The 23620-nt window shown below is 72.0% G+C and carries 21 protein-coding genes; 12 read left to right on the top strand and 9 right to left on the bottom strand.

The genetic code is table 11. The annotated features are described in order from the left end of the window. Nucleotides 1–148 precede the first annotated feature (148 nt). Nucleotides 149–2635 carry a DNA translocase FtsK gene (locus tag ACWEVN_RS23045; RefSeq protein WP_452052626.1) on the top strand — a complete coding sequence of 829 codons (2487 nt, stop codon included), beginning with the start codon at nucleotides 149–151 and terminating at the stop codon, nucleotides 2633–2635. Nucleotides 2636–2674: 39 nt separating this feature from the next. Next, nucleotides 2675–3112, top strand: a complete 438-nt coding sequence (locus ACWEVN_RS23050; RefSeq protein WP_452052627.1) for a hypothetical protein — start codon at nucleotides 2675–2677, stop codon at nucleotides 3110–3112. Here the strand turns inward: ACWEVN_RS23050 and ACWEVN_RS23055 are convergent, their stop codons facing one another. Next, the gene (locus ACWEVN_RS23055) at nucleotides 3113–3547 is read right to left on the bottom strand and encodes a phospholipase (protein WP_449678366.1); all 435 of its coding nucleotides are present in this window, start codon (nucleotides 3545–3547) and stop codon (nucleotides 3113–3115) included. Between the two features lie 88 nt (nucleotides 3548–3635). Continuing rightward, nucleotides 3636–4145 carry an amino-acid N-acetyltransferase gene (locus tag ACWEVN_RS23060; protein WP_449686897.1) on the bottom strand — a complete coding sequence of 170 codons (510 nt, stop codon included), beginning with the start codon at nucleotides 4143–4145 and terminating at the stop codon, nucleotides 3636–3638. Nucleotides 4146–4241: 96 nt separating this feature from the next. On the opposite strand from ACWEVN_RS23060, the gene rimO reads away from it, so the two are divergent. The 7 genes from rimO (at nucleotide 4242) to ACWEVN_RS23095 (ending at nucleotide 11398) form a co-directional block, all read left to right on the top strand. Then, nucleotides 4242–5678, top strand: coding sequence for a 30S ribosomal protein S12 methylthiotransferase RimO (gene rimO / locus ACWEVN_RS23065; RefSeq protein ID WP_452052628.1), 1437 nt, complete (start codon nucleotides 4242–4244; stop codon nucleotides 5676–5678). After that, a complete protein-coding gene (gene pgsA, locus ACWEVN_RS23070) occupies nucleotides 5675–6316 on the top strand; it encodes a CDP-diacylglycerol--glycerol-3-phosphate 3-phosphatidyltransferase (RefSeq protein ID WP_449686899.1) in 642 nt (213 codons plus the stop codon). The genes rimO and pgsA overlap by 4 nt, the downstream gene beginning before the upstream one ends. Before the next feature lie 83 nt (nucleotides 6317–6399). Further along, nucleotides 6400–6873 (top strand): CinA family protein, encoded by a 474-nt coding sequence (locus ACWEVN_RS23075; protein ID WP_452052629.1) that lies wholly within the window; start codon nucleotides 6400–6402, stop codon nucleotides 6871–6873. 99 nt (nucleotides 6874–6972) lie between these two features. Beyond that, complete coding sequence (locus tag ACWEVN_RS23080; RefSeq protein ID WP_167454979.1) at nucleotides 6973–7431, top strand: helix-turn-helix domain-containing protein; 459 nt, start codon at nucleotides 6973–6975, stop codon at nucleotides 7429–7431. A gap of 231 nt (nucleotides 7432–7662) precedes the next feature. Further along, nucleotides 7663–8505: a PspA/IM30 family protein gene (locus ACWEVN_RS23085; RefSeq protein WP_325154408.1), complete on the top strand. Its 843-nt coding sequence runs from the start codon at nucleotides 7663–7665 to the stop codon at nucleotides 8503–8505. Nucleotides 8506–8528: 23 nt separating this feature from the next. Beyond that, on the top strand, nucleotides 8529–9515 hold the full coding sequence (pspM, locus tag ACWEVN_RS23090; RefSeq protein WP_449686901.1) for a phage shock envelope stress response protein PspM: 987 nt from the start codon (nucleotides 8529–8531) through the stop codon (nucleotides 9513–9515). Between the two features lie 476 nt (nucleotides 9516–9991). Beyond that, a complete protein-coding gene (locus tag ACWEVN_RS23095; RefSeq protein ID WP_452052630.1) occupies nucleotides 9992–11398 on the top strand; it encodes an allophanate hydrolase-related protein in 1407 nt (468 codons plus the stop codon). Here ACWEVN_RS23095 and ACWEVN_RS23100 read toward each other — a convergent pair. The 5 genes from ACWEVN_RS23100 to ACWEVN_RS23120 form a co-directional block, all read right to left on the bottom strand. Further along, nucleotides 11370–12407 carry a quinone-dependent dihydroorotate dehydrogenase gene (locus ACWEVN_RS23100; RefSeq protein WP_452052631.1) on the bottom strand — a complete coding sequence of 346 codons (1038 nt, stop codon included), beginning with the start codon at nucleotides 12405–12407 and terminating at the stop codon, nucleotides 11370–11372. The genes ACWEVN_RS23095 and ACWEVN_RS23100 overlap by 29 nt on opposite strands. 65 nt (nucleotides 12408–12472) lie before the next feature. After that, nucleotides 12473–13033: a GNAT family N-acetyltransferase gene (locus ACWEVN_RS23105; RefSeq protein ID WP_449686904.1), complete on the bottom strand. Its 561-nt coding sequence runs from the start codon at nucleotides 13031–13033 to the stop codon at nucleotides 12473–12475. 470 nt (nucleotides 13034–13503) lie between these two features. Continuing rightward, complete coding sequence (gene add, locus ACWEVN_RS23110) at nucleotides 13504–14550, bottom strand: adenosine deaminase (protein ID WP_452052632.1); 1047 nt, start codon at nucleotides 14548–14550, stop codon at nucleotides 13504–13506. A 121-nt stretch (nucleotides 14551–14671) separates the two neighbouring features. After that, nucleotides 14672–15481, bottom strand: coding sequence for a DNA-formamidopyrimidine glycosylase family protein (locus tag ACWEVN_RS23115; RefSeq protein WP_452052633.1), 810 nt, complete (start codon nucleotides 15479–15481; stop codon nucleotides 14672–14674). 3 nt (nucleotides 15482–15484) lie between these two features. Next, nucleotides 15485–16378, bottom strand: coding sequence for a ParA family protein (locus ACWEVN_RS23120; RefSeq protein ID WP_449686907.1), 894 nt, complete (start codon nucleotides 16376–16378; stop codon nucleotides 15485–15487). Nucleotides 16379–16484: 106 nt separating this feature from the next. On the opposite strand from ACWEVN_RS23120, the gene ACWEVN_RS23125 reads away from it, so the two are divergent. The 3 genes from ACWEVN_RS23125 (at nucleotide 16485) to ACWEVN_RS23135 (ending at nucleotide 19172) form a co-directional block, all read left to right on the top strand. Further along, the gene (locus tag ACWEVN_RS23125; RefSeq protein WP_449686908.1) at nucleotides 16485–17210 is read left to right on the top strand and encodes a methyltransferase domain-containing protein; all 726 of its coding nucleotides are present in this window, start codon (nucleotides 16485–16487) and stop codon (nucleotides 17208–17210) included. 86 nt (nucleotides 17211–17296) lie between these two features. Beyond that, on the top strand, nucleotides 17297–18517 hold the full coding sequence (dinB, locus tag ACWEVN_RS23130; protein WP_452052640.1) for a DNA polymerase IV: 1221 nt from the start codon (nucleotides 17297–17299) through the stop codon (nucleotides 18515–18517). Between the two features lie 250 nt (nucleotides 18518–18767). Further along, nucleotides 18768–19172 carry a DUF3040 domain-containing protein gene (locus tag ACWEVN_RS23135; protein WP_310972621.1) on the top strand — a complete coding sequence of 135 codons (405 nt, stop codon included), beginning with the start codon at nucleotides 18768–18770 and terminating at the stop codon, nucleotides 19170–19172. Nucleotides 19173–19732: 560 nt separating this feature from the next. Here the strand turns inward: ACWEVN_RS23135 and ACWEVN_RS23140 are convergent. After that, nucleotides 19733–22294, bottom strand: coding sequence for a transglutaminase family protein (locus ACWEVN_RS23140; protein WP_449686909.1), 2562 nt, complete (start codon nucleotides 22292–22294; stop codon nucleotides 19733–19735). Next, a complete protein-coding gene (locus ACWEVN_RS23145; RefSeq protein WP_449686910.1) occupies nucleotides 22291–23565 on the bottom strand; it encodes a DUF58 domain-containing protein in 1275 nt (424 codons plus the stop codon). The genes ACWEVN_RS23140 and ACWEVN_RS23145 overlap by 4 nt, the downstream gene beginning before the upstream one ends. Between the last annotated feature and the right edge of the window lie 55 nt (nucleotides 23566–23620).

Here is a 23620-nt window from a genome sequence, read left to right on the forward strand (position 1 = left end):
GACGCACCGAACGCCACATTGGGGCGCTTGGGACCGGCGGCCGCGGTTCACCCGGATGGCCGCTCAACCCGCGGTGTGAGGCAGAAGTTCACCCTGGGCCGAGAGTGGCGCGTGGGACGAACCGCCACGGCCGGTTACCGTTACCGGTATGGCTGGGTCGGCGACGAGGAAGAGAAGCACGGGAAGCGGCGCGAAGGGGGCAGCGGCGCGCAAGCCGCGTACACCCGCGAAGTCACGTCCGGCCGCTCGCAAACCCGCGCCACGCGCCCGCCGCAAGACGCCCGGGATCTTCGGGAAGGGCGTCCGCGGCACCTGGAATCTGCTGGCCAAGGGCCTCGGCACGCTGGCCAGGACGGTCGGCCGCACCCGCGAGCTCGAGGCCGAGCACCGCCGCGACGGGCTCGCGCTGGGCCTGATCGCGCTGGCCATCGTCGCGGCCGTCGGCGTCTGGTGGCGGGCGGCCGGGCCGATCGGGGCCGGGGTGGAGATCGCCACCCGGACCGTCCTCGGCGCCGGGGCCGTCACGCTGCCGCTGGTGCTGGTCGTGGTCGCCGTCGCGCTGATGCGGTCCGAGCCGCACCCGGAGACGCGGCCGCGGATGGTCGTCGGCACGATCATGGTCGTCCTGTCCGTGCTCGGGATGCTGCACATCTTCACCGCGCTGCCGGAGACCAACGACGGCCGGATGTACGCCGGCGGCATCGTCGGCGCCTTCTCCGGCGGCCTGCTCACCATGGGCGTCACCACCTGGGTCGCCGTGCCGCTGCTGATCCTCGCGCTGTTCTTCGGCGTGCTCGTGTTCACCGGCACGCCGGTCCGCCAGATCCCGCAGCGGCTGCGCAACTGGGGCCTCGACGAGGAGGAGATCGCCGAGGCCGAGGCGCAGCGCTCGGGCTTCGCGACCGACGAGGAGAAGGTCGCCGACGCCGACCCGAAGGCCGCGCGGCTGCGCAAGCCGTCCCGGCGCCGCCAGGCCAGCGACGCCGAACCCGAGCAGCTGGACATCGACGCGATGCTGGCCGAGGCGCCGACGCCGATCAAGCCGCCCAAGCCCAAGCCGGTGCCCGAGGTCGTCGAGAAGAAGCCGAAGAAGGCCCCGGAACCGCCGCTCGCGGTCACCCGCACGGTCGAAGGCGACTACCAGCTCCCGCCGCCCGACCTGCTGAAGCTCGGCGACGCGCCGAAGTCCCGGAGCAAGGCCAACGACGCCATGATCGAGGCGATCACCGGCGTGCTGGAGCAGTTCAACGTCGACGCGCAGGTCACCGGCTTCACCCGGGGTCCGACGGTCACCCGCTACGAGGTCGAACTCGGCCCGGGCGTGAAGGTCGAGAAGATCACCGCGCTGACCAAGAACATCGCCTACGCGGTGGCCACCGACAACGTCCGCCTGCTGGCGCCGATCCCCGGCAAGTCGGCGGTCGGCATCGAGGTGCCGAACTCCGACCGCGAGATGGTCCGCCTCGGCGACGTCCTGCGGGCGCCGTCCACGGTCAAGGACAACCACCCGATGGTGATCGGCCTCGGGAAGGACATCGAGGGCCACTTCGTCACCGCGAACCTGACGAAGATGCCGCACCTGCTGGTCGCGGGGTCGACCGGGTCCGGTAAGTCGAGCTTCGTCAACTCGATGCTGGTGTCGCTGCTCGCGCGCTCGACGCCGGACGAGTGCCGGATGATCCTGATCGACCCGAAGATGGTCGAGCTGACGCCCTACGAGGGCATCCCGCACCTGATCACGCCCATCATCACCCAGCCGAAGAAGGCCGCCGCCGCGCTGGCCTGGCTGGTGGAGGAGATGGAGCAGCGCTACCAGGACATGCAGGTCAACAAGGTCCGGCACATCGACGACTACAACAAGAAGGTGCGCTCGGGCGAGATCACCGCGCCGCCGGGGTCCGAGCGCGAGTACCGGCCGTACCCGTACATCATGGCGATCGTCGACGAGCTCGCCGACCTGATGATGACCGCCCCGCGCGACGTCGAGGACGCGATCGTCCGCATCACCCAGAAGGCGCGTGCCGCGGGGATCCACCTGGTCCTGGCCACGCAGCGGCCGTCGGTCGACGTGGTGACCGGCCTGATCAAGACCAACGTGCCCTCGCGGCTGGCGTTCGCGACGTCGTCGCTGACGGACTCGCGGGTCATCCTGGACCAGCCGGGCGCGGAGAAGCTGATCGGCATGGGCGACGCGCTCTACCTGCCGATGGGGGCGGGCAAGCCGGTCCGCATCCAGGGCGCGTTCGTCGGCGACGAGGAGATCGCCTCGGTCGTCAACTACGCCAAGGAGCAGGCGCAGCCGGACTACCAGGACGGCGTCACGGCGGCGAAGGCGGGCGAGAAGAAGGAGATCGACCCGGACATCGGCGACGACCTCGACGTCCTGCTGCAGGCTGCCGAGCTGATCGTGACGTCCCAGTTCGGGTCGACGTCGATGCTGCAGCGCAAGCTGCGGGTCGGCTTCGCCAAGGCGGGGCGCCTGATGGACCTGCTGGAGAGCCGCGGCGTGGTGGGCCCGTCGGAGGGCTCGAAGGCCCGCGACGTGCTGATCAAGCCGGAGGAACTGGAGGGCGTCCTGTTCATGATCCGCGGCGGCGGCCCGGTGGACACCGACGCCGCGAACGACGACGAGTAGCGCGTGCAACCCCGGCCCGGTTCGTTCCGTCCACTGCACGTGGACCTACAGCGATTCGTAGCCGGACTGTTCGCCTTCGCCGTCGTCACGGTGGGCGCCGGGAGCTCGGTCGCCGCCGGGCAGCCTGCCGTTGGCGGGCCTGCCTCGCCGCTGTCCCCGAGCACCGTCAGTGCCCCCGCCGGGCAGGACGTCACCCTGCGGCTCGGGCAGGAGGCCGCCGTGCAGGGGAAGGACCTCACCGTGCGGTTCACCCGGGTTGTCGCCGACTCTCGCTGCCGGCCCGGGATGCAGTGCTTCTGGCAGGGGGAGGCGACACTCGCGTTCCTGCTGAAGGAGCCCGGCCGCGGCGAGAGCACCACGGCCGAGCTCCACAGCGGCCCGCGCACCGGCCCGCAGGCGACGTCGTTCGCCGCCAGCCGGATCGAGCTGGTCTCGGTGAGCGAGGACGGCGGGGAAGCGACCGTCCGGATCAGCTGATCAGCCGCCGAACTTGCGGACCGCCTGGTAGTACGTCCAGGCCGCGCCCTTGCAGGCGATGTTCGACCCGCAGACGCTCTTCAGGTCGGTGTACAGGTTGTCGTCGATCTTCAGCCGGTTCGCCGCGGTGAACCGGCCCTGCTTCTTGTAGTTGCGGTAGCCGAAGTCGTGCCGGTGGCAGCCCGGCAGGAACTGCCAGCCGAACGGGGTGTCCGGCGACCACGAGCAGCCGTCGGACGACCAGTCGAGCTGGCCGGAGTAGGGCGCGGAGTTCCGGATCGTTTCGAAGCCGGACAACGACGTCGAGAAGAGGTACTGGTCGGTGACCGCCGGGATGTCGACGGCGGCCGCGGTGCCGGTGCCCAGCAGGGCGCCCGCGCCGACAGAAACGGCCACCGTCACGGTGGCCCCCAGGTTCCGCAGTGTCGTGCGCATCGGTTTTCCTTGCCGATCGGTGGACTGGTGCCCGATCAGCTTCCGGCAGCGCAGTGGCGCACGTCACCGCCCGAAAGGAGGTTTTCACTCACAGTTCGAGCAACATGCGGGAATTCCCCAAGGTGTTCGGCTTGACGTAAGGAAGGTCGAGGAATTCCGCGACACCCGTGTCGTGCGACCGCCGCATCTCTTCGTAGACCTCGTGCGACACCGGGGTGCCGTCGATCTCCACGAACCCGTGCCCGGCGAAGAAGCTCGTCTCGAAGGTCAGCACGAACAGCCGTTTGAGACCCAGCTCACGTGCCTCGTCGACCAGCCGGGCGACCAGCACCCGCCCGACGCCCTGGCCGCGGACGGCCTTGTCGACCACGACCGTGCGCAGCTCGGCGATGTCCTCCCAGAGCACGTGCAGCGCGGCCGCGCCGACGACGTCGTCACCCACTTCGGCGACCCAGAACTCCTGGACGTCCTCGTACAGCGTGACCAGGTCCTTCTCCAGCAGGACGCGCCCGGCGTCCGAGTCGACCAGGGCCTTGATCTTGCGGACATCGGCGATCCGGGCGCGGCGGACGGTCGGGCTAGGCGAGTCGGACGGCACGATCGTCCACCCTGCCACATCCCTTGGCACGGGTGGCGACACGACCGGGCTACGCCGTCGTCGGGCCGCCCGGGACCGGCGGCTACCCTGAGCGTTGTGCCTTCCCCTGCCACGGACCCAGCCGCCACCCGACGCGTCTCCCTGCTGACCCTGGGCTGCGCCCGCAACGAGGTCGACTCGGAGGAGCTGGCGGGCCGGCTCGCGGCCGGCGGCTGGGAGCTGGCGGCCGATCCCGAAGAGTCCGATGTCGTGGTGGTCAACACCTGCGGCTTCGTCGAGTCGGCCAAGAAGGACTCCGTCGACACGCTGCTCGCCGCGTCCGACACGGGCAAGAAGGTCGTCGCCGTCGGCTGCATGGCCGAGCGCTACGGGCACGAGCTCGCCGACAGCCTCCCGGAGGCCGACGCGGTGCTGGGCTTCGACCACTACGCCGACCTCTCGGCCCGGCTCGACGACGTCGTCGCCGGCCGCAAGATCGCCTCGCACACGCCGGGTGACCGCCGCAAGCTGCTGCCGATCAGCCCGGTCGAGCGGCCCGCCGCCGCCGAGGCGGTCGAGGTCCCGGGGCACGCGCAGCACGGCTGGGGCCCGCGGGTGCTGCGCACGCGCCTGGACGACTCGCCGGTGGCCGCGCTGAAGATCGCTTCCGGCTGCGACCGGCGCTGCTCGTTCTGCGCGATCCCGTCGTTCCGCGGCTCCTTCGTCTCGCGGCAGCCGGACGAGGTCGTCGCCGAAGCGATGTGGCTGGCCGAGAACGGCGTCAAGGAGCTGTTCCTGGTCAGCGAGAACTCGACGTCGTACGGCAAGGACTTCGGCCGCGACGGCGCCACCGCGCTGGAGCGGCTGCTGCCGCGGCTGGCGGAGATCGACGGCATCGAGCGCGTCCGGGTCTCCTACCTGCAGCCGGCCGAGACGCGCCCGCAGCTGGTCAAGGCCATCGCGACCACGCCGGGCGTCGCCGAGTACTTCGACCTGTCCTTCCAGCACTCCAGCGAGCAGGTGCTGCGCCGGATGCGCCGGTTCGGCTCGACCGACTCGTTCCTGGCGCTGTGCGAGCAGATCCGCGAGTACGCGCCCGAGGCCGGTATCCGGACCAACGTGATCGTCGGGTTCCCCGGCGAGACCGAGCACGACCTGAGCGAGCTCGAGCGGTTCCTCACCGGCGCGCGCCTCGACGCCGTGGGCGTCTTCGGCTACTCCGACGAGGACGGCACCGAGGCCGAAACCTTCGACGGGAAGCTCTCCGCCGAGGAGGTCGCCGCGCGCGTCACCCGGATCTCGGCGCTGGTCGAGGAGCTGACCGCGCAGCGCGCCGAGGACCGGATCGGCACGCTCGTCGACGTCCTGGTCGAGCTGGACGACGACGGCGAGCTCACCGGCCGCGCGGCGCACCAGGCGCCGGAGGTCGACGGCGAGTGCGTCATCCTCGACGCGCCGGAGAAGGTGCAGGTGGGTGACTTCCTGCGCTGCGTGGTCGTCGACTCGGCGGGCGTGGACCTGATCGTCCGCGCGGTACCGGACGCCGACCGGTGAGTGCGCTCCCCAGCGACGCCGCCGACGAGGGCCTCGCGCGCGACACCGCCGCCCAGGTCCCCGAGCCGACCCCGGTTCCCACGCTCAACGTCGCGAACCTGCTGACGCTGTCGCGGCTGGTCCTGGTGCCGCTGTTCGTGATCGCGCTGTTCGTCGGCGACGGCCACGACACGACCTGGCGCGCGCTCGCGACCGGGTTGTTCGCGATCGCCTCGGCCACCGACCAGCTGGACGGCTGGGTGGCCCGCAAGTACGGCCTGATCACCGACTTCGGCAAGATCGCCGACCCGATCGCGGACAAGGCGCTGACCGGCGCGGCGCTGGTCGGGCTGAGCGTGCTGGGCGAGCTCGGGTGGTGGGTCACGATCGTCATCGCGGTCCGCGAAATCGGCGTGACGCTGCTGCGGTTCTGGGTGATCCGGCACGGCGTGATCCCGGCCAGCCGCGGCGGGAAGGCCAAGACGATGGCCCAGATCGCGGCGATCGTGGCGTACCTGCTGCCGCTGCCGGTGGGAGCGGACCCGGTGCGGTGGGCACTGATGGGGCTGGCGCTGGTGCTGACCGTCGTGACCGGCGTCGACTACCTGGTGCGGGCGGTGCGGCTGCGCGCGGCCGGGCGCCGGGTCACCGGGAGCTGACGGTGGCCGGAACCCCCGCCGAAGCGTCGCGAACGCCTCATTCGGGACCTCCGGCGCCGGCACCGGGTCATCCGCGACCTCCGGTGCGGGGTGACGAGCAGGCCGCCGCGCTGATCGGCGCCCTGACCGCGCGGGGCGAGACGGTCGCCGCGGCCGAGTCCCTCACCGCCGGCCTGGTCTGCGCGACCCTCGCGCGGGTGCCGGGGGCCAGCGCGGCGCTGCGCGGGGGACTGGTCGTCTACGCGACCGAGCTGAAGGCGGCCCTGGCCGGCGTCTCTTCGGAGCTGCTGGCCGAGCACGGCGCCGTCCACCCCGAGGTGGCCGCCCAGCTGGCCGAGGGCGCGCGCGGCCGGTGCGGCGCCACCTGGGGCCTCGGGCTTACCGGCGTGGCCGGGCCGTCGGCGCAGGACGGCGTCGCGCCGGGCACGGTGCACGTCGGGCTGGCCGGGCCGGGAACACGTACAGTCCGTACGCTGGCCTTGTCCGGCGATCGCGATTTGATCAGGACCGAGTCGGTCTTGGCCGCGTTTGCCCTGCTCGGGGAACATTTGAGGTGAAACACGCGTTCGCCCTTGGCGTACGTGCACACCAACTCCTGCGCCCGGGGCACCGCTCTGGGTAACGTAGGGGGTACTTGTTCGGAAGGGAGGCGCGTGATGACCGTGCTGTTGCGTGAGGCGATCGGTGATCGGCTCCGTCATGCCCGCACCAACCAGCGTCGTACGCTGCGCGACATCTCCCGCGCCGCCAGGGTCAGCCTCGGCTACCTCTCGGAGGTCGAACGGGGCCAGAAGGAGGCGTCGAGCGAGCTGCTCGCGTCCATCTGCCAGGCCCTGGACCTTCCGCTCGGCGAGCTGCTGCACAACGTGGCGGCGGACGTATCGGCCCTCGACAACGTCGAGGTCCCACCGGTCGACGAGCGGATCGTGGAGGGCGCGCCCCGGGAGAAGCGGGGCGCGGAGGCTTCGGCCGCCGGCATCGAAGGCGGCCGCCTGATGTCCGAGCTGATCGGCAACGACCTCGCCGACCTGCGGGTTTCCCCGGCCCCGCGGATGAACACGACGCTGCGGACGACGATCGGCCAGCCCAAGCTGGCCTCCACGATCGCCGCGTAGCCCCAGCGCACACGACCGCACGGCCCCGGGCAACCCGCCCGGGGCCGTCGGCGTTGTCTACGGGTAGTGATCGGGGTGATCCCTGAATTCGGCCGGGTCGCCTGGAACGGACGTGGCCGACCTGACACGATGGAACCCGACGCCGGGGTCGGAGCGTTGCACTTGCAGGGGAGCGACGCCCCACACCCCGAGTACCTAGGCCCGTGGGACGCAAGAAGGCAGGCGGAGGAGATGGCCAACCCGTTCGTGAAGTTCTGGAAGTACATGATGGCGGCGTTCTCGTCGAAGATCGACGAGCACGCCGACCCGAAGGTACAGATCCAGCAGGCCATCGAGGAGGCGCAGCGCAACCACCAGGCGCTGACGCAGCAGGCCGCCTCCGTGATCGGCAACCAGCGGCAGCTGGAGATGAAGCTCAACCGGCAGCTCGGCGACGTCGAGAAGCTGCAGGCCTCGACCCGGCAGGCGCTCGTCCTCGCGGACGAGGCCCGCTCGAAGGGTGACGAGCAGAAGGCCGTCGAGTTCGAGAACGCCGCGGAGAGCTTCGCCACGCAGCTCGTCACGGCCGAGCAGAACATCGAGGACCTGAAGACGCTGCACGACCAGTCGCTGCAGGCCGCGGCGCAGGCGAAGCAGGCCGTCGAGCGGAACTCGCAGATGCTGCAGCAGAAGCTCGCCGAGCGCACCAAGCTGCTCTCGCAGCTGGAGCAGGCGAAGATGCAGGAGCAGGTCTCCGCTTCGCTGAACCAGATGAGCCAGCTGGCCGCGCCGGGCAACACGCCGTCGCTGGAAGAGGTCCGCGACAAGATCGAGAAGCGCTACACCACGGCGCTGGGCCAGGCGGAACTCGCCCAGAACTCGGTCCAGGGGCGCATGATGGAGGTTCAGGCCTCCACCACGCAACTGGCCGGCCACTCGCGGCTCGAGCAGATCCGGTCGTCGATGCGCGGCGAGTCGGTCGCGCAGGTGACCGACGGCGGCAAGACGGCCCAGCAGCCGGCCAGCAGCTCGGCCGACATCCAGCGGGAAATCCAGGCGCGGGTGCAGGCCGAGCAGGGCAAGAACCCGGCCTGACGACTCCGGAGGGGGCGAGCACCATGGGGCAGCAGGGCAGACGGCGCGACTTCAGCGAGCTGAGCGCGAAGCTGGAGAAGCACATCGAGAAGCTGCCCGACTACGCGGTGCGCGCCCAGGAGAAGCTCCAGAAGGTGCAGAAGTACTTCCCGCCGGCCGATCAGGCCGGCGGGAAGCCCGCACCGCAGCGCCCCAACCCGTTGCAACGCCCGCAGGTGCGGCGGCCCGACATGACGGCGTCGCTGTCGTCGATGGCCGGCCAGGTCCCGGCGTTCGCCGAGGCCCGCGCCAAGTGGGACCGCTGGAACCACCCGGCGGCGAAGCTCGAACGCCGCAAGCGCCGGACGTCGAAGGCGATGACGCTGTGGATCATCCTGACGATCCTGTGCGCGGTCGTGACGGTGGCCGCGGCGGTGGGCTGGCTCAGCCCGGCCGGCGTCGCGATGATGCCGCAGGCGATCACGGCGTTCGCCGGAGCCGTCATCTTCGGCACGTTCAGCGTCCGCTCCGGCCTGAAGCTGCGTGAACTCAAGCGCACCCCGATCCCGGCGGCCCCGGCCGGCCCGCCGCCGTTGCCGCCCGCCCGCTCGGCGGCCCGTGAGCCGATGGAACGTCTCGCCGAGTGCGAAGCGTCGCTGACGGAGCTCCTGCGCCAGCTTTCGGTGCCCTCGTCGCTGGGGACACCGCTGGTCTCGGAGGTCTCGGTCGCGGACGCTCGCCAGACGGCGACCGAAGCGGCGGCCGCGTTGCGCGGCCTGGCCGGTCGCATCCAGGCGATCGAGCGCGGCCGCGACTCGGCACCCGCCCGCGAGAAGGCTGCCCTGGACGCGGCGGTGGCCAAGCTCCGCGAGCAGCTCGAAGACGGCCTCGAGGGCTATCGCGGCTTGGTCGCCGCGGCCGGCCACACGGTCGCCGCCGCCGGCGACGGCCTGGTGACGTCCAAGCAGGCCCTCACCGACGCCACCGACCGCCTCGCCGGCCTAGCCATGGCCCTCCGCGAACTCTCCTGACCCATCCTCCCGTGATCCACCCCGGATCCCGCGTGATCAGACCCGTAACTCGCGTGATCCGGGCCGGAACTCGCGTGATCAGAGCCGGTACGGCCTCAATCACGCGAGTCACGGGCCCAGTCACGCGAGTTCCGGCTTCGATCACGCGAGTTCCGGGCTCGATCACGCGGTTTTGGGGTTCGCTGGGCCATTCGGATGTCGGATTCGGCCGTTCGAGGGCCGCCGGATGGGGGAGGCGGGGGTTTGTCACCCGGCGTGCGTGATCGTGCGTTTCACCCCGGCGTCGCCCCCTGTTCACCTTCCGGGGCCGAAACCCGCGCGTAATCGGAAACTGATGGCTACGGAAACGTCCGCGCCCTAACGTTTCTGTCATGCATGCCGAGGTGTCACTCGCCGGGAGGCCCGCCGTGGACTGAGGTTCGACGGCGCCGACCGTACACAGTGGACTTTCTCGACCGCCGAGGAAAGGACGCCCCGTGAACACGCTCCCGCCGGACCCGGACCCCGTGCCGATCACCCCGCCCACCGCCTCCCAGCGCGTCATCGCGGCCTTCGAACGCCTCACCGAGGCCGGCCGTCCCGAACTCTGGACCACCCTCCGCGCCGTCGAAGACGTCCTCGTCGACGCCAAAGCCGTCGACGAGCGCGTCAAGGCCGGTGAAGACCTGCCGCTGGCCGGCACCGTCATCGCCGTCCAGGACCTGATCGACGTCGCCGGGCAGCCGTCCGGCCACGGCGTCCCGGAAACCAGTGCCGCGGTCGTCACCCGGCTCACCGCCGCCGGCGCCGTCGTGCTCGGCAAGACCGGCGCCGCCATGATCTCCGGCGCCTGGGACCGCACGAAGGCCGGCGGCAACGGCGCCGCGGTCGCCGTCGCGCTCGGCGTCGTCGACCTGGCCCTGAGCACCGGCGGCGCCGTCCCGGCCGCGCTGAACGCCATCGCCGCGGTGAAGCCGACGCGAGGCCTCCTGCCCGCCGCCGACAACGTCTCCGTGTACGCGGCCGGCCTGGTCGCGGCCCACCGAGCGCTCACCCTGATGACCGGCGGCGACCGTCCCTGGCCCGCCGACGTCCGCCTCGGCGCCGGCGAGCACCCGCGGATCGCCTACCCCACCGACCTACCCCTCGGCGAGGCCGCGAGCCTCGCCCTCGAGGCCGTCGTCGCCCGGCTGACCGCCGCCGGCGCCGTGCTCGCCCCGATCTCCGTACCCGACCAGGGTTTCGACGGCTTCGATGCCCTCCTCCTGCCGACCGTGCCGGAGCACCCGGGGATCGCCGAGGCGCTGGCCGACCCGGCCGGCGTGGGCCACCGCCTGACCTCCTGCACGGCCTTCGCGAACCTCTTCGACGTGGCCGCCGTGTCCGTCCCGGTGCTGCCGGGCGACCGCCGTCCGTTCGGCGTCACCTTCCTGGCGCGGGCGTTCGAAGACCAGATCGCCCTCGACCTGGCGACCGTCTGCACGGACGAGCCGATGACGCCCTACCCGGAGCCGGGGGAGGACGTCGTGGTGTTCGGCGCGCACCTGCGCGGCCAGCCGCTCAACGCCGACCTCACCGTCCTCGGCGCCCGCTTCACCGGACCGGTCCGGACCACCGACGCCTACCGGATGGTGCTGCTGGACACCGAACCGCCGCAACCGGGCGTCCTCGAGGGCACCGCCACCCTCGACGGCGAGCGCTGGCGCCTGTCGCCGGCCGCGTTCGAGCGGTTCGCCACCACTCTGAAGGAGCCGTTCGTGCTCGACCGCGTCGTGCTCGACGACGGCACCGCACCCCTGGCCGTCCGGTGCCTGACGGCCGAGGGACCTGGTCTGGACCGCTACGAGTCCTGGCGCGGGTACGTGCGCTTCGCGTCTACCGCCGGGCCGCGAGACCCCGGCTGACGCGCCGCACCAAACCCGGACCGTGCAGCGCGAAGCCCGTGTAGAGCTGCACGAGCGACGCACCGGCGTCGACGAGCCGGACAGCGTCGTCCGGGCCCATGATCCCGCCGACACCGATGATCGGCAGGCTCCCGCCGGTCCGGTCGTGCACGAACCGCACGACCTCGGCCGCGCGGGTGGTCAGCGGCCGGCCGGACAGTCCTCCCGCCTGTCCGGCCAGGCTGCTTTCCGCGGGGGCGATGCCCTCGCGCGACAGCGTCGTGTTCGTGGCGATGATCCCGGCGACACCGTGCTCGAGCGCGACTTCCAGCAGCTCGGCCAGCGCGTCGTCGGTCAGGTCGGGCGCGACCTTCACCAGCACCGGCACCGGCGATCCGCCGCCGGCCAGCTCGGCCGACGTCGCACGCAGCTCGCCGAGCAGCTCGGCGAGCGCCGTGCGGTCCTGCAACTGCCGCAGCCCCGGCGTGTTGGGGGAGCTGACGTTGATCGCGAAGTAGTCCGCGTACGGGTGCAGCGCGCGCAGCGAGAACCGGTAGTCCTCGACGGCGTCCTTGAGCGGCGTCACCTTCGACTTGCCGATGCTGATCCCCAGCGGGACACCCGGTTTCCCGTCGCGCGCGAGCTTGGCCGCGAGCGCTTCGGCGCCCTCGTTGTTGAAGCCCATGCGGTTGATCACCGCGTCGCTGGCGGGCAGGCTGAACAGCCGCGGCTTCGGGTTGCCCGGCTGCGCGAGCCGCGTCACGGTGCCGACTTCGACGAACCCGAAGCCCAGCGCGGCCCACGCCGGCAGCGCGCGGCCGTTCTTGTCCATCCCGGCGGCCAAGCCGACGCGGTTGGGGAACCGCAGGCCCAGCACGGTCACCGGGTCGTCGACGTGGAAAACACCGGGAACGCGGGGAGCGAGCTTGCCGAGCCGGGCGAGGACGGCGATCGTGCGCTCGTGCACCAGTTCGGGGTCGTCGGAGGACAGCCGGTACAGCGCCGGGCGGACGATCTTGTCGAAGAACACGCCCCCATGCTGCCAAATCGCCCGCCGGGCGCGACCCGAGCGTCACACGGGAGTGAAGGCCGCCACTACTCGCGGTCCTTCCACTCGTCCTCGAGCATCGCGTAGATCAGTTCGTCGGTCCACTCGCCCTTGACGATCTCGTTTTCCCTGAGGTGCGCTTCGCGGCGCATGCCGAGCCGTTCCATCAACGCGGCGGACGCGGTGTTCCGGCCGTCGCAGCGGCCGATGATGCGGTGCAGCCCCAGGTCTTCGAAGCCCAGCCGCAGCAGCTCGGTGGTCGCCTCGGCGGCCAGGCCCTTGCCGTGGTGGTCCGGGTGGAAGACGAAGCCGATCTCGCCCTGGCGGTGTTCGCTGCTCAGCCACTCCAGGTTCAGGTCGCCGATGAGCTGCCCGGTCGCGGCCAGTTCGACCGCCACGGCGAGGAACTGCCCTTCCTTCGTCAATGTCGAGCTGTGCACCCGCTTCGCGAGCGCGGCGGCCGACTCGGCGCGGCTGCGCGGACCCCAGTAGAGGTAGCGGGCGACGTCGGCGCGGGACTGGAAGGAGTTCAGCGCGTCGAGGTCCCCGGACGTGAACGGGCGCAGGATCAGCCGGGCCGTGGTGATCGGGTAGTCGGGCCTGAGCATGCATCCAGGCTAGCGACCGTCAGCCGTCCGGGGGACGGAACGGCGAAACGCTGATCGCCGGACGGTCGTCTTGCTACGCCGGGTGGCGCTACCTGCACAGATGAGCGAAACTGTATCGATCGTTACCCATCCGACCACAGCCACGGCCGACCACCTTTCGCAGCAACAGTTACGTCCCGCGCGGAGGGGGCGGCCTACTTTTGGCCGGATGGGTAAAGGGACCCCCGGGGGTGCTCTCAAGCGCCGTCAAACGCCTGAGCCCGAGCCGGACTGGTGCTCGGGAACCCCGGGGGCACGGTGACTGCCTGGTATTCGCTATCAGGCACCACGTGAAGCAGGCGATGAGCCGAAGGTGGCTCGGTTGTATCGCTGCTCAAAGTCCTCCACGTGCCATCCGCTAGCGGACAGTCACCTCACGAGTCCTGTTGGAATACAACTTAGGACCACCTCCTTTCTCGTGTACTGCCACGCTAGGTGAAGTCCGCGGTGGCGTGCAACGTCATTTCGCCGATCTCACTCCGCAGACGGGCTTTCCGCCGCTCGCCGAGGAAGGAGGCGTCGACGGCGTTCTCCGCGAGCCGGGCCAGTTCGGCCGCGGTGAGGCCGAGCGCCTCGGCGACGGCGACGTACTCGCCGGTGAGCGTGGCGCCGAACATCGGCGGGTCGTCGGTGTTGAGCGTGACGACGACGCCGTGGTCGAGCATGCGCCGGACCGGGTGCGCGGCCACGGACCGGACCTGCCCGGTCCGGACGTTCGATGTCGGGCACACTTCGAGCGGGATCCGTTGCGCCGCAAGGTGTTCCATCAGCGCCGGATCGGCCGCGCAGCTGGTGCCGTGGCCGATCCGCTCGGCGCCTAGGTCGTGCAGCGCGGACCAGGTGGTGGCTGGTCCGGTCGTCTCGCCGGCGTGCGGGACGCTGTGCAGCCCGGCTTCCCGCGCCCGCGTGAAGTACGGCTCGAACTGCGCGCGCCCGACGCCGAGTTCGGGGCCGCCGAGCCCGAACGACACCAGGCCTTCGGGGCGTTCGCGGAGCGCGAACACGAGGGTCTCCCGCCCGGCGCGGCTGCCCTTTTCGCCCGGAATGTCGAAGCACCAGGCCAGTTCCACGCCGAGTTCGGCGGCGCGGGCCCGGCCGGTTTCCAGCCCGGTCAGCAGGTCGTCGCCGGACATGCCGTCGAGCAGGTGGTTGTACGGCGTCACGGTGACTTCGGCATAGCGGCAGTTGTGCGCGGCGAGATCCGCCGCCAGGCCGGTCACGAGCGTGTGGATGTCGTGGCGGTCGCGCACCAGCGACGTGACCGCGAGGTAGACGGTGAGGAAGTGGGCGAAGTCGCGGAAGGTGAAGAACTCCGCGAGCTCGCGCTCGTCGGTGGGGATGCCGGCGGCGGGGCGGCGCCGGGCCAGCTCCAGCACGGTCGGCAGGCTCGCCGAGCCGACCAGGTGGACGTGCAGTTCGACCTTGGGCAGGGCGTGCGCGAACGCGCGCAGCGCCTGCCCGGTCAGGATTCCGGGCATGACAAAGCTCCCTTGAGGGGGTACGAGGTGACGGAAGAAGAGCGCGGCTCAGGGAGCGAGGTCGCCGCGTTCGGTGTCGGCCCCGTAGAGCGGGAGCTTGAACGTCGTCACGGGCACCAGCCTACTGCGGCGGGTACGGGCCTGCCTGGTCCTTCGGGCAGAACCAGGTCGGCCGCCGCTGGACGTCGTGTCCCTGCGTGCGGACCAGGAGCTTGCCGCCGCAGCGGAAGCAGCCCTGGCGGGTGCGCTCGTACACCCAGTTCTTGCGGTTGCGGTCGAGGTGGCCGGTGGTGCTCTGGTCGAACCGCCCGGCGAGGGCGTTGGCCAGCAGCAGCTTGCGGGCCAGCGCGACCGTGCGCTCGGCGTCCACTTCGGACACCGGTGTCCACGGCGTCACCCCGAGCAGGAAGGCGATTTCGCACTTGTAGAGGTTGCCGACGCCCGCCATCACGCGCTGGTCCAGCAGCGCGAGCCCGAGTTCGCGCGCCGGCGCGGCGGTCAGGTTCGCGATCGCCTGCTTCAAGTGGTCGTCCGTCCACTTCGGATCGAGCAGGTCCGGGCCGAGGTGGGCGACGAGGTCGTGTTCCTTGCTCGTGGCCACGAGTTTCAGGTCGTGCACGCGGAACCCGATCGCCTGGACGTCGGCCGCGGTGAAGATCACCCGCGCGTGGTGGCCGGGTCGCCGCCACTTCGCGCCGGCCGGGTAGACGTCCCACATCCCGTCCATCATCAGGTGCGAGTGCAGGGTCAGGTCGCCGGAGAAGCGGGTGAACAGATGCTTGCCGACCGTGCCGACGCCGAGCACCTCGCGGCCGGAAAGGTCCACAGTGGCCAGTTGTGGCACCCGGAACTCGCCGCGCAGCAACGTCTTCCCGGTCATCGCCTTGGCGAAGCGCCGGGCGACCAGGAAGACGGTGTCACCTTCGGGCACGGCTCACCCCGCGGATTCGGACACCTCGGCCGGTGCCTCGGGTGTCTCCGGGGCCGGGCCTTCGGGCCAGTCCGGGCCTTCGGCCTCCTCGCCGGCGATGCGGTGCCGGCCCGCCCGGTTCGAGCGCAGGATCTTCGCCAGCACCATGTTGAACGTCAGCGCGATCTCCTGCGCGCCCGGCGAGTGCCACTCGTGGATCGGGCTGCACGCGCCCTGGGCCTGCTGCACCGCGAGCCGGTCGGTGATCGCCGTCGGCATCACCAGCGAGCCGAAGTTCTCGCGCAGCTCGGCGATCCGGAACTGGTGTTCGTAGGAGCGCACGCGCAGCTTGTTCACCAGGACGCCGATCGGGCGCAGCTCCGGGTTGAGCTCCTTGCGGATCTTCTCGATCGCCTCCAGGGCGCGCGACGCCCCGGCGACGGCGTACATCGTGGGCTCGGTCACGATCAGCGCGCTGTCCGCGGCGACCAGCGCCGACTTCGTCAGGCGGCCCAGCGACGGCGGGCAGTCGAGGATCACCAGCTCGTACGGGGTTTCCCGCAGCGGCGTGCGGTGCAGCTCGTCCAGCGCGCGCGAGAAGTTCGCCAGGCGCTCGCTGTCGGCGTCCGGGTCGTTGAGCAGCTCCAGCTCTTCGGCACCGACGAGTACGTCGACGTCCTCGCTCCAGACGCTCGGGGCGATCGCGCGCTCCAGCGTTTCCCGGGTGGGGGTCTCGAGCACGTCCGCGAGGGTGGCGTCGGTGTAGGGCGGGTCGAGCGAGGTGGTGGCGTTGCCCTGCGGGTCGAGGTCGACCACCAGCGTCCGCGTGCCCCTACGCAAGGCGGCGGACGCGATACCGAGAGCGACCGTCGTCTTGCCGACGCCTCCCTTGAGGCTGAGTACGGCGACCGTGTGCACGTTCACCAGCCTACGGGTGCGCGCGCGAGGCGCCGCCGGGCAAGGGCCGTTCACTCGAAGGGAGGAGCTCGGGAGGCCGGCGGGGGCGGGCACTACCCTGTGCGACATGAAGACGGAGACCGTGGCCGCCCGGGGTTCGGGTGCCGTCCGCCGGGTGCTCGAGGCCGAGATCGAGGCCGCACGCGCCCGGGGCGCCGAGCACCCCCGCGTCGTCGACGTCGGCGGCGGCAGCGGCGGCTGGGCGGTGCCGTTCGCGGCGGCGGGCTGCCGGGTGACGGTCGTCGAGCCGAGCCCGAACGCCCTGGCCACGCTGCAGCGGCGGGCCGAGGAGGAGGGCGTCTCCGAGCTGATCACGGTGATCGCGGACGACTCCGACGCGCTGGGGCGGCACGTCGAGGCCGGCTCGGCCGACCTCGTGCTGGCCCACGGGCTGCTGGAGATCGTCGACGACCCGGCCGCGGTGCTGACGGCGCTGGCTACGGCGGTCGCGCCGGGCGGCGCGGTGTCGGTGCTGGTCGCGAACCGGCACGCGGCGGCGTTCCACCGCGCGCTGGCGGGCCGGGTGGGCGAAGCGCGGCAGCTGCTCGAGAGCGCCGACGGGGTCGTCGCCGGCGAGACGGTGTTGCGGCGTTTTTCCGCCTCCGGGCTGCAGGCCGACCTGGAGGCGGCGGGGCTGGAAGTCACGTTGCTGCAGGGTGATCGGGTGATCGCCGACCTGGTCGGCGGCGACGTCCGGGACGACGAGCTGGCGGCGTTCGAGCGGGCGGCGTCCGCGACGCCGGTGCTGCGGGACATCGCCGGCCGGCTGCACGCGGTGGCGCGCCCGGTCTGACCTGCGGTTTTGCGCTTCGTTCAAAACTGTCGGTGGTGGCCGGTAGCGTCCTCGACGTGGGACGAAATGCCGAGTTGCCGGGCGGGATGGGCCGATTCCGCGTCCGGCCGGGTGAACCGGTGCCGGACGACACCGGGTGCGGGCTGCTGCACGTCGACATGGACGCGTTCTTCGTGTCGGTCGAGCTGCGCACCCGGCCCGAGCTGGCGGACAAGCCGGTCGTGGTGTCCGGGGGCGGGCCGCGGGCGGTCGTGGCGGCGGCGAACTACCCGGCGCGGAAGTTCGGCGTGCGTTCGGCCATGCCGTTCTCGACGGCGAAACGGCTGTGCCCGCAGCTGATCAACATCCCGCCGACGTCGGGGCTGTACTCGTCGGTGTCCCGCGGGGTGATGGGCATCTTCCGCGAGCTGACGCCGCTGGTCGAGCCGCTGAGTCTCGACGAGGCGTTCCTGGACGTCAGCGGGGCGCTGCGGCGGCTGGGCGCCACACCGGCGTCGCTGGGCGCGGAGATCCGCTCGCGGGTCGCGGCCGAGCACGGGATCACCTGCTCGGTGGGGGTGGCGAAGGTCAAGTTCGTCGCGAAACTGGCGTCGGGGATGGCGAAGCCGGACGGGATGGTCGTGGTGCCGGCGGCGGAGACCCTGGCGTTCCTGCACCCGCTGCCGGTGTCGGCGCTGTGGGGCGTCGGCGCGCGGACCGAGGAGCACCTGCGGCGCCTGGGGCTGGCCACGATCGCCGACGTCGCCGCGTTCCCGCCGGAGCGGCTGAAGAAGTCGCTGGGGGTGGCGGCCGGCGAGCACCTGTACCGGCTGGCCCACGGGGTGGACGAGCGGTCGGTGGTGGTCGACTCGCCGGAGAAGTCGATCGGCGCGGAGCACACGTTCGACGTCGACCTGCATTCGCGCGCTGCCCTCGAGCTCGAGCTGCTGCGGCTGTCTTCGAGGGTGGGGGCGACGCTGCGGGAGCGGGGCGTGCGGGGCCGGACGGTGTCGATCAAGGTGCGGTTCGCGGACTTCCGGACGATCACCCGCGCCCGCACGCTGGTCTCGGCGACGGACGTGGCGCGCGAGATCCACGCGGTGGCCGTGGCGCTGCTCACCGAGCACGCGCCGACGGGCGCGGTGCGGCTGATCGGCGTCCGCGTCGAGGGGCTGGACACGGGAGAGACGGGGGAGCAGCTGGTGTTCGACTCACCGGCCCCGCGCTGGCGGGACGCGGAGGTGGCGGCGGACGTCGCGCGGTCGAAGTTCGGTTCGGCGGCGGTGCGGCCGGCGTCGTTGCTGGGGCCGCGCGAGAACGGAGGGTGATCTTCGGCTCGGTGACCTTCCCCCACAACGGCGGTCGGGCGGCAAAACGGTCACGATCGGCAACGGTGACGGTCCGCAACGCCCGTCGAGCGGGATTTAGCCCAATTCGATCCCTTCTGGATGCGGGATCGGGTAGTCGTGCGGGCGCGGGCCTCGTATCCTGGACAGTGCCACCCCGCCTGGGGTTGGCTGTTGGGTCCAGGACGTTGCGCGGCCCGGCGCCCGCGACAGCTGTGCCGGAGGAGGAAAGATGCCACTCTCCGAGCATGAGCAGCGGCTGCTCGATCAGATCGAGCGCGAGCTCTATGCCGAGGACCCCAAGTTCGCATCCACGGTGCGTGGCACCCGGTTGCGTCGCCCCGCTCGCCGACGGCGTATTCAGGGCATCGCCCTGTTCGTAGTGGGCGTGGCCCTGCTGGTGCTGGGCGTGGTGGTGCCGCAGTTCCGGGTGGCCGACATCCCGCTGATCAGCGTGCTCGGGTTCCTCGTGATGTTCTTCGGAGTCATGATGGCCGTCACATCGATTCGGCACGGCGCCGACGGAGACGGCAAGGGCGGTGGATCGGGTGCCCGCGGTGGGAAGCCATCGGGTCGCCGGAGTTCCTTCACCCAGAGGATGGAGGAGCGCTTCCGCCAGCGCTTCGAGGAGCAGTAGCGCCGCAAGACGACGAGATCCGCGTCCCTCCGTTCGGCGGGATGCGGATCTTCTTGTTTGCTCAATCGGGCCTTGGGTCGTTGTGAGCTGCGGTGACAGTGGGTGACCCCCACCCGGGTGAGCTGGCCACGCCTTCGGCCCGCGCCTCCGGCCGTGCCCGGCCCACGCCTTCGGCCCGCGCCTCCGGCCGTGCCCGGCCCACGCCTTGGGGTCCGCGCCAAGCCCCGAGCCTTCGGGTCCGTGTTCGGCTCGTGGCTTCGGTCCGACATTCCCCAAGGGGGCGGCGGTCGAGCTCGCTCCCTCCGCGACGAGCCCACCCCGCGAGCCGCCTCCGCGCCCGCTCGGCCGCATGATCAACCCGAGTCTCGCGTGTTCGAGCCCAGGACTCGCGTGATCAGGGCCGGAACTCGCGTGATCGAGCCCGGGACTCGCGTGATCAGGGCCGGAACTCGCGTGATCGAGCCCGGAACTCCCGCGATCGAGCCCGGCCCCCGCTCGGCTGAAGGCGGATCACGTGGGATGACTTCCCGGGCACGGCTGGCGGGCGGGAGCGGAGCAGGTTAGTCGTGGTTGCGGAAGATGGATCGGGGGAACAGCTTGCCCTTCCACGAGAGTGGCGCGTTGCGGCGGAGGCTTCGCCGTAGGCCGTCGAACGCCGGGGGGAGTTCCGGCTGGGGTGTGTCGTCGCCGCCGTACCAGGACCTCTCGAGGACGCCGATCACCGTGCGGAGGCTCTCGCGGCCGTCGTCGTCCAAGTGGTGCTTGGCCGCCAGCTTCTGGCCCGCCACGCGGACCGTGTCGCTGCTCGGGATCGGCAGGCCCCGGTCCGCGCACTCCGCTCGCAACTCCGCCCACGCCGCGTCCGCCGCGCCCGCCTGTTGCTGGAGGACGCGCTGCAAGCGCCGGCGGCGGAGGGCCTCGCGGACCATGGCCGGACCCGCCACCGCGAGCAGCAGGACCACCACCAGCACCCCCAGCCACCAGGCCACCGTCGCCGCGAGGAGGCCGAGCGCGATGATCCACAGGCCCACCGCCAGCAGCGGCAGCCAGCCGAGCAGCGCCTGCGGCCGCGAGGGCGCCGCCACCGGGGCCGGTGCCCGCACCAGCAGCGAGCCTTCGCTGCGGTCACCTTCCGCCGGGCTCGCACTCCCGGCCGGCGACGTGGGCTTCCGTCCGCGGTCAAGCAGCCGCCGCAGCAGGGCCGCGGCGAACAGCGCGGCCGCGCCCAGCGCCGCCAGGGCCAGCGCGATGTCGAACAGCCAGTCGTCGCCGCCGGACGCCTCCTGGGCCGACTGCGCCGGGAGGTTCGGCTCGTTGTCGCGCGGGACGCCGGTCGGCGCCGCGCTCGACTGGACCGTGCTCGGGGCCACCTGGGTGTCGTCCGGCTGGTTGCCGTTCTGCGGGCCCGCCTGCAGGTACGACGGGGTGATGCCGCGGCCGTCGGACAACGGCGTCGGGTCGAACGTCACCCAGCCCCGGTCGCCGAAGTACGCCTCGACCCACGCGTGCGCGTCCTGGGTGCTGATCGACAGGTAGTCGTTGACCTGCACGCCCGGCGTGAACCCGATCGCCACCCGCGACGGGATGCCCGCCACTCGCAGCATCACGGCCATCGCCGACGCGAACTGCTCGCAGAAGCCGCGCTTGCCGTTGAGGATGAAGTCGGCGAGTGCGTCGGCGTCGTTCGCCGGTGCGGTCTTCGTGTCGTAGACGAACCCTTGCTGCGCCGTGAAGTAGCGCCAGATCGCCGACGCCCGGTCGAAGTCGTTGGACGCGCCGGCGATGAGCTGCTGGGTCTTCGCCCGGACGCGCTGGTCGACCTGGTCGATCTGGGTGTAGCGCGGCGGCAGGTCGTCGGCGCGCGGCGTCACGCGCAGCTCGGCGGCCGTCGGCTCCTTCAGCGACGCGTATTCGGTGTACGACGGTGGCGCTTCGCTGCGGGTGGTGAACACCGTGCCGCTGATCTGGTCGTAGAGGTAACCGGTGCCGGCACCGTCGATCACGCGCGGCGCGCCGTACACCGGCAGCCAGTTGTCGCGCCAGCTGGTCGGCTCGACGTCGATCCGGCGGGCCGTGCCGGTGCCGTCGTCGCCCGGGGCGGGCGGCAGCTGCGGCCCGACCGGGACGCCCTGCTGCGAACGGCCTTCGTCGTGCAGGCCCCAGCCCTTGTTGGGGTAGTAGGTGTCGAGCGTCATCGCGCGCATCAGCCTGCGGTCGGTGCCGAGGCCGCGGACCTTGAACAGCTCGCGGTTGCTGCCTTGGTCGAGCATGCCGCGCAGCTCGGTGAACGGCTGGATGCCGAAGCCGCCGGAGCCTGCGCCCGGGCCGTTTCCGCTGCCGCCGAACGGCATGCTCCCGACGGTGCCGACCCAGGTGATCCCGCCGCCCAGCAGGCCGAGCACGATGGCCGTGCCGACCACCGCGACCGGCGCGGACAGCACGCCCGGCTTGCCGCTGCGGCCCGGGGCTTCGCGGGTGCGCCAGCGCCGGTGCCGGTGGTTGCCGTCGACGGCGAGCAGGCCGGCGAACGCCGCGCCGCCGAGCAGGAACGTCCACCACGGCAGCATGTCTTCGCTCAGCGCGGCCGGCACGGCGTAGACGCAGAGCAGCACGAGCCCGGTGGCGGCGGGCGCCGCGGCGGCGACGGTCAGCGTGTCGACGAGGACCGCGACCAGCCCGATCAGGATGGTGATCAGGCACAGGATCGGCTGGCTGCCCTCGACCGGCGGCAGCCCGACGCGGATCTGCTCCGCGGCGGCCGACAGCGTGGTCCCGATCTCGGAAAACGCTTCCGGGCCGGGGATGACCTGCAGGATGCCGTGCGTGGTGAAGGCGCCGGTGATGAGGAAGAGCAGGACGAGCAGCTGCCCGAAACCGACCAGGACGGTCGGCGCCTGCAGCGAGCGCAGGGCGAGCCCGGAGGCCCCGATGAGCAGGACGGCGACGAAGAGGTAGCCGAACCAGGCCAGCCCGGAGACGACGCTGGTGACCGAGGTGGCCGCGCAGAGGGTGGCGACTCCGGCGGCCACGGGCGCGAGAACGCTGCCGCGCCAAGCGGAAAGCGGACGTTCCGGCCGGGGCGCGGGCCGGTCGAACTTCCGCGGCGGTGCGGCGGTGCTCATCGCGGCCCCCCGATCAGCGTCCCGCGGCGGGCGCCGCTGCGGCACAACTCGGCCCATACCTGGGGCATCGGCGAGCCGGGCCCCGCGACGATCACGCCCCAGCCCGCCGCGCGCAGCAGCGCCGCCGAATCCTCCGTCGCCGCCGCTCGCTGCTCCGGGGCCGTCACGCCCGCCGACCACGTCGGCGTGTCCAGCAGGACCGCCAGGCTCCGGATGCCGCGCGGGCGGTACTGGGTCAGTTCGTGCACCGCCTCCGTGCTCACCGTGCCCAGCACCGCGATCAGCTCCTGGCCCTCGGCCGGGTCGCCGGCCAGCGTGATGTCGCGCTGGTGCGCCGGCTGCAGGGCCGCCAGCGCGTCGAGCACGACGTGGTCGTAGTGGTCGCCGCCGTCGCCCGGGGTGTCCGCGAGGGTGACGCCGTGCTCGCTGACCAGGCGGACGCGGTGGCCGGAGCGGCGCAGGTGCAGCGCCGCCGACGCCGCGAACGACACCGCCCACTCCAGGCTCGCCGCCGGGCCGCTGCCGTGGTGAGCGGCCGCGCGGTGGTCCAGCAGCACCGTCGTGCCGCCGCGCCAGGGGCGTTCTTCGACGCGGACCATGATCTCGTCGCGGCGGGCCGTCGAGCGCCAGTGCACCTTGCGCAGGTCGTCGCCCTGGCGGTACTGGCGGACGATCACGTCGGCCTCGCCCTGGCCCGCGTGCAGCCGGACCGTGCCGTCGTCGCCGACGCCGATGCCCGCGCCGCTCGGCAGGCCCCACAGCGGGACCACCCGTGGCACCACGACCAGCCGGGAGTGCCCGATCAGCTCGCGCTCGAACTCGCACAGCCCGAACGGGTCGGTGATCGTCGCGCGCAGCGGCCCGACCTGCTGGATCCCGCGCAGCACCGGCTGCAGCGGGTAGCGGAGGGCGACGCGCCGGTCGTGCGGGAGCCGCTCGACGACGAACCGCGGCCGCGAACCCAGCGCGTACGGGACGCCGTCCTCGAGGAGGATCTCGCCGGCGGGCAGCCGTCCGCTGCGCCACAGCTCCAGCTGGACCTCGCCGTTGCCGCCGACCGCGACGCGTTGCGGGCGCAGCGCGCGGGTGGCGCCGATGCGCAGCCGGGTCGCCGAGATGAACGCGGCGACCAGCAGCGGCAGCGCCACCACGAACACCGCGACCCGCAGCAGGTCGCGTTCGTTGAGCACGAACGAGCACACCGCGGCGGCGATCCCCGCGGCCAGGAGGCAGCGGCCGCGGGTGGTCAGGCCGGACAGGGCACGCAGCATGCCGTTCTTCTCTTTCCCTTCGGCGCCGGAACGATCTTTCGGGGGCTCGGGTGGC

Source organism: Amycolatopsis sp. NPDC003861, from assembly GCF_053605405.1.

Bases quoted from the DNA above. Each gene is read 5' to 3' on its own strand.
- ACWEVN_RS23105 (WP_449686904.1), bottom strand. From the start codon at position 13,033: ATGCTCAGGCCCGACTACCCGATCACCACGGCCCGGCTGATCCTGCGC.
- ACWEVN_RS23055 (WP_449678366.1), bottom strand. From the start codon at position 3,547: ATGCGCACGACACTGCGGAACCTGGGGGCCACCGTGACGGTGGCCGTT.
- ACWEVN_RS23145 (WP_449686910.1), bottom strand. From the start codon at position 23,565: ATGCTGCGTGCCCTGTCCGGCCTGACCACCCGCGGCCGCTGCCTCCTG.
- ACWEVN_RS23140 (WP_449686909.1), bottom strand. From the start codon at position 22,294: ATGAGCACCGCCGCACCGCCGCGGAAGTTCGACCGGCCCGCGCCCCGG.
- ACWEVN_RS23135 (WP_310972621.1), top strand. From the start codon at position 18,768: ATGCCACTCTCCGAGCATGAGCAGCGGCTGCTCGATCAGATCGAGCGC.
- dinB (WP_452052640.1), top strand. From the start codon at position 17,297: ATGGGCCGATTCCGCGTCCGGCCGGGTGAACCGGTGCCGGACGACACC.
- ACWEVN_RS23080 (WP_167454979.1), top strand. From the start codon at position 6,973: ATGACCGTGCTGTTGCGTGAGGCGATCGGTGATCGGCTCCGTCATGCC.
- ACWEVN_RS23085 (WP_325154408.1), top strand. From the start codon at position 7,663: ATGGCCAACCCGTTCGTGAAGTTCTGGAAGTACATGATGGCGGCGTTC.
- add (WP_452052632.1), bottom strand. From the start codon at position 14,550: ATGCCCGGAATCCTGACCGGGCAGGCGCTGCGCGCGTTCGCGCACGCC.
- ACWEVN_RS23125 (WP_449686908.1), top strand. From the start codon at position 16,485: ATGAAGACGGAGACCGTGGCCGCCCGGGGTTCGGGTGCCGTCCGCCGG.
- pspM (WP_449686901.1), top strand. From the start codon at position 8,529: ATGGGGCAGCAGGGCAGACGGCGCGACTTCAGCGAGCTGAGCGCGAAG.
- ACWEVN_RS23045 (WP_452052626.1), top strand. From the start codon at position 149: ATGGCTGGGTCGGCGACGAGGAAGAGAAGCACGGGAAGCGGCGCGAAG.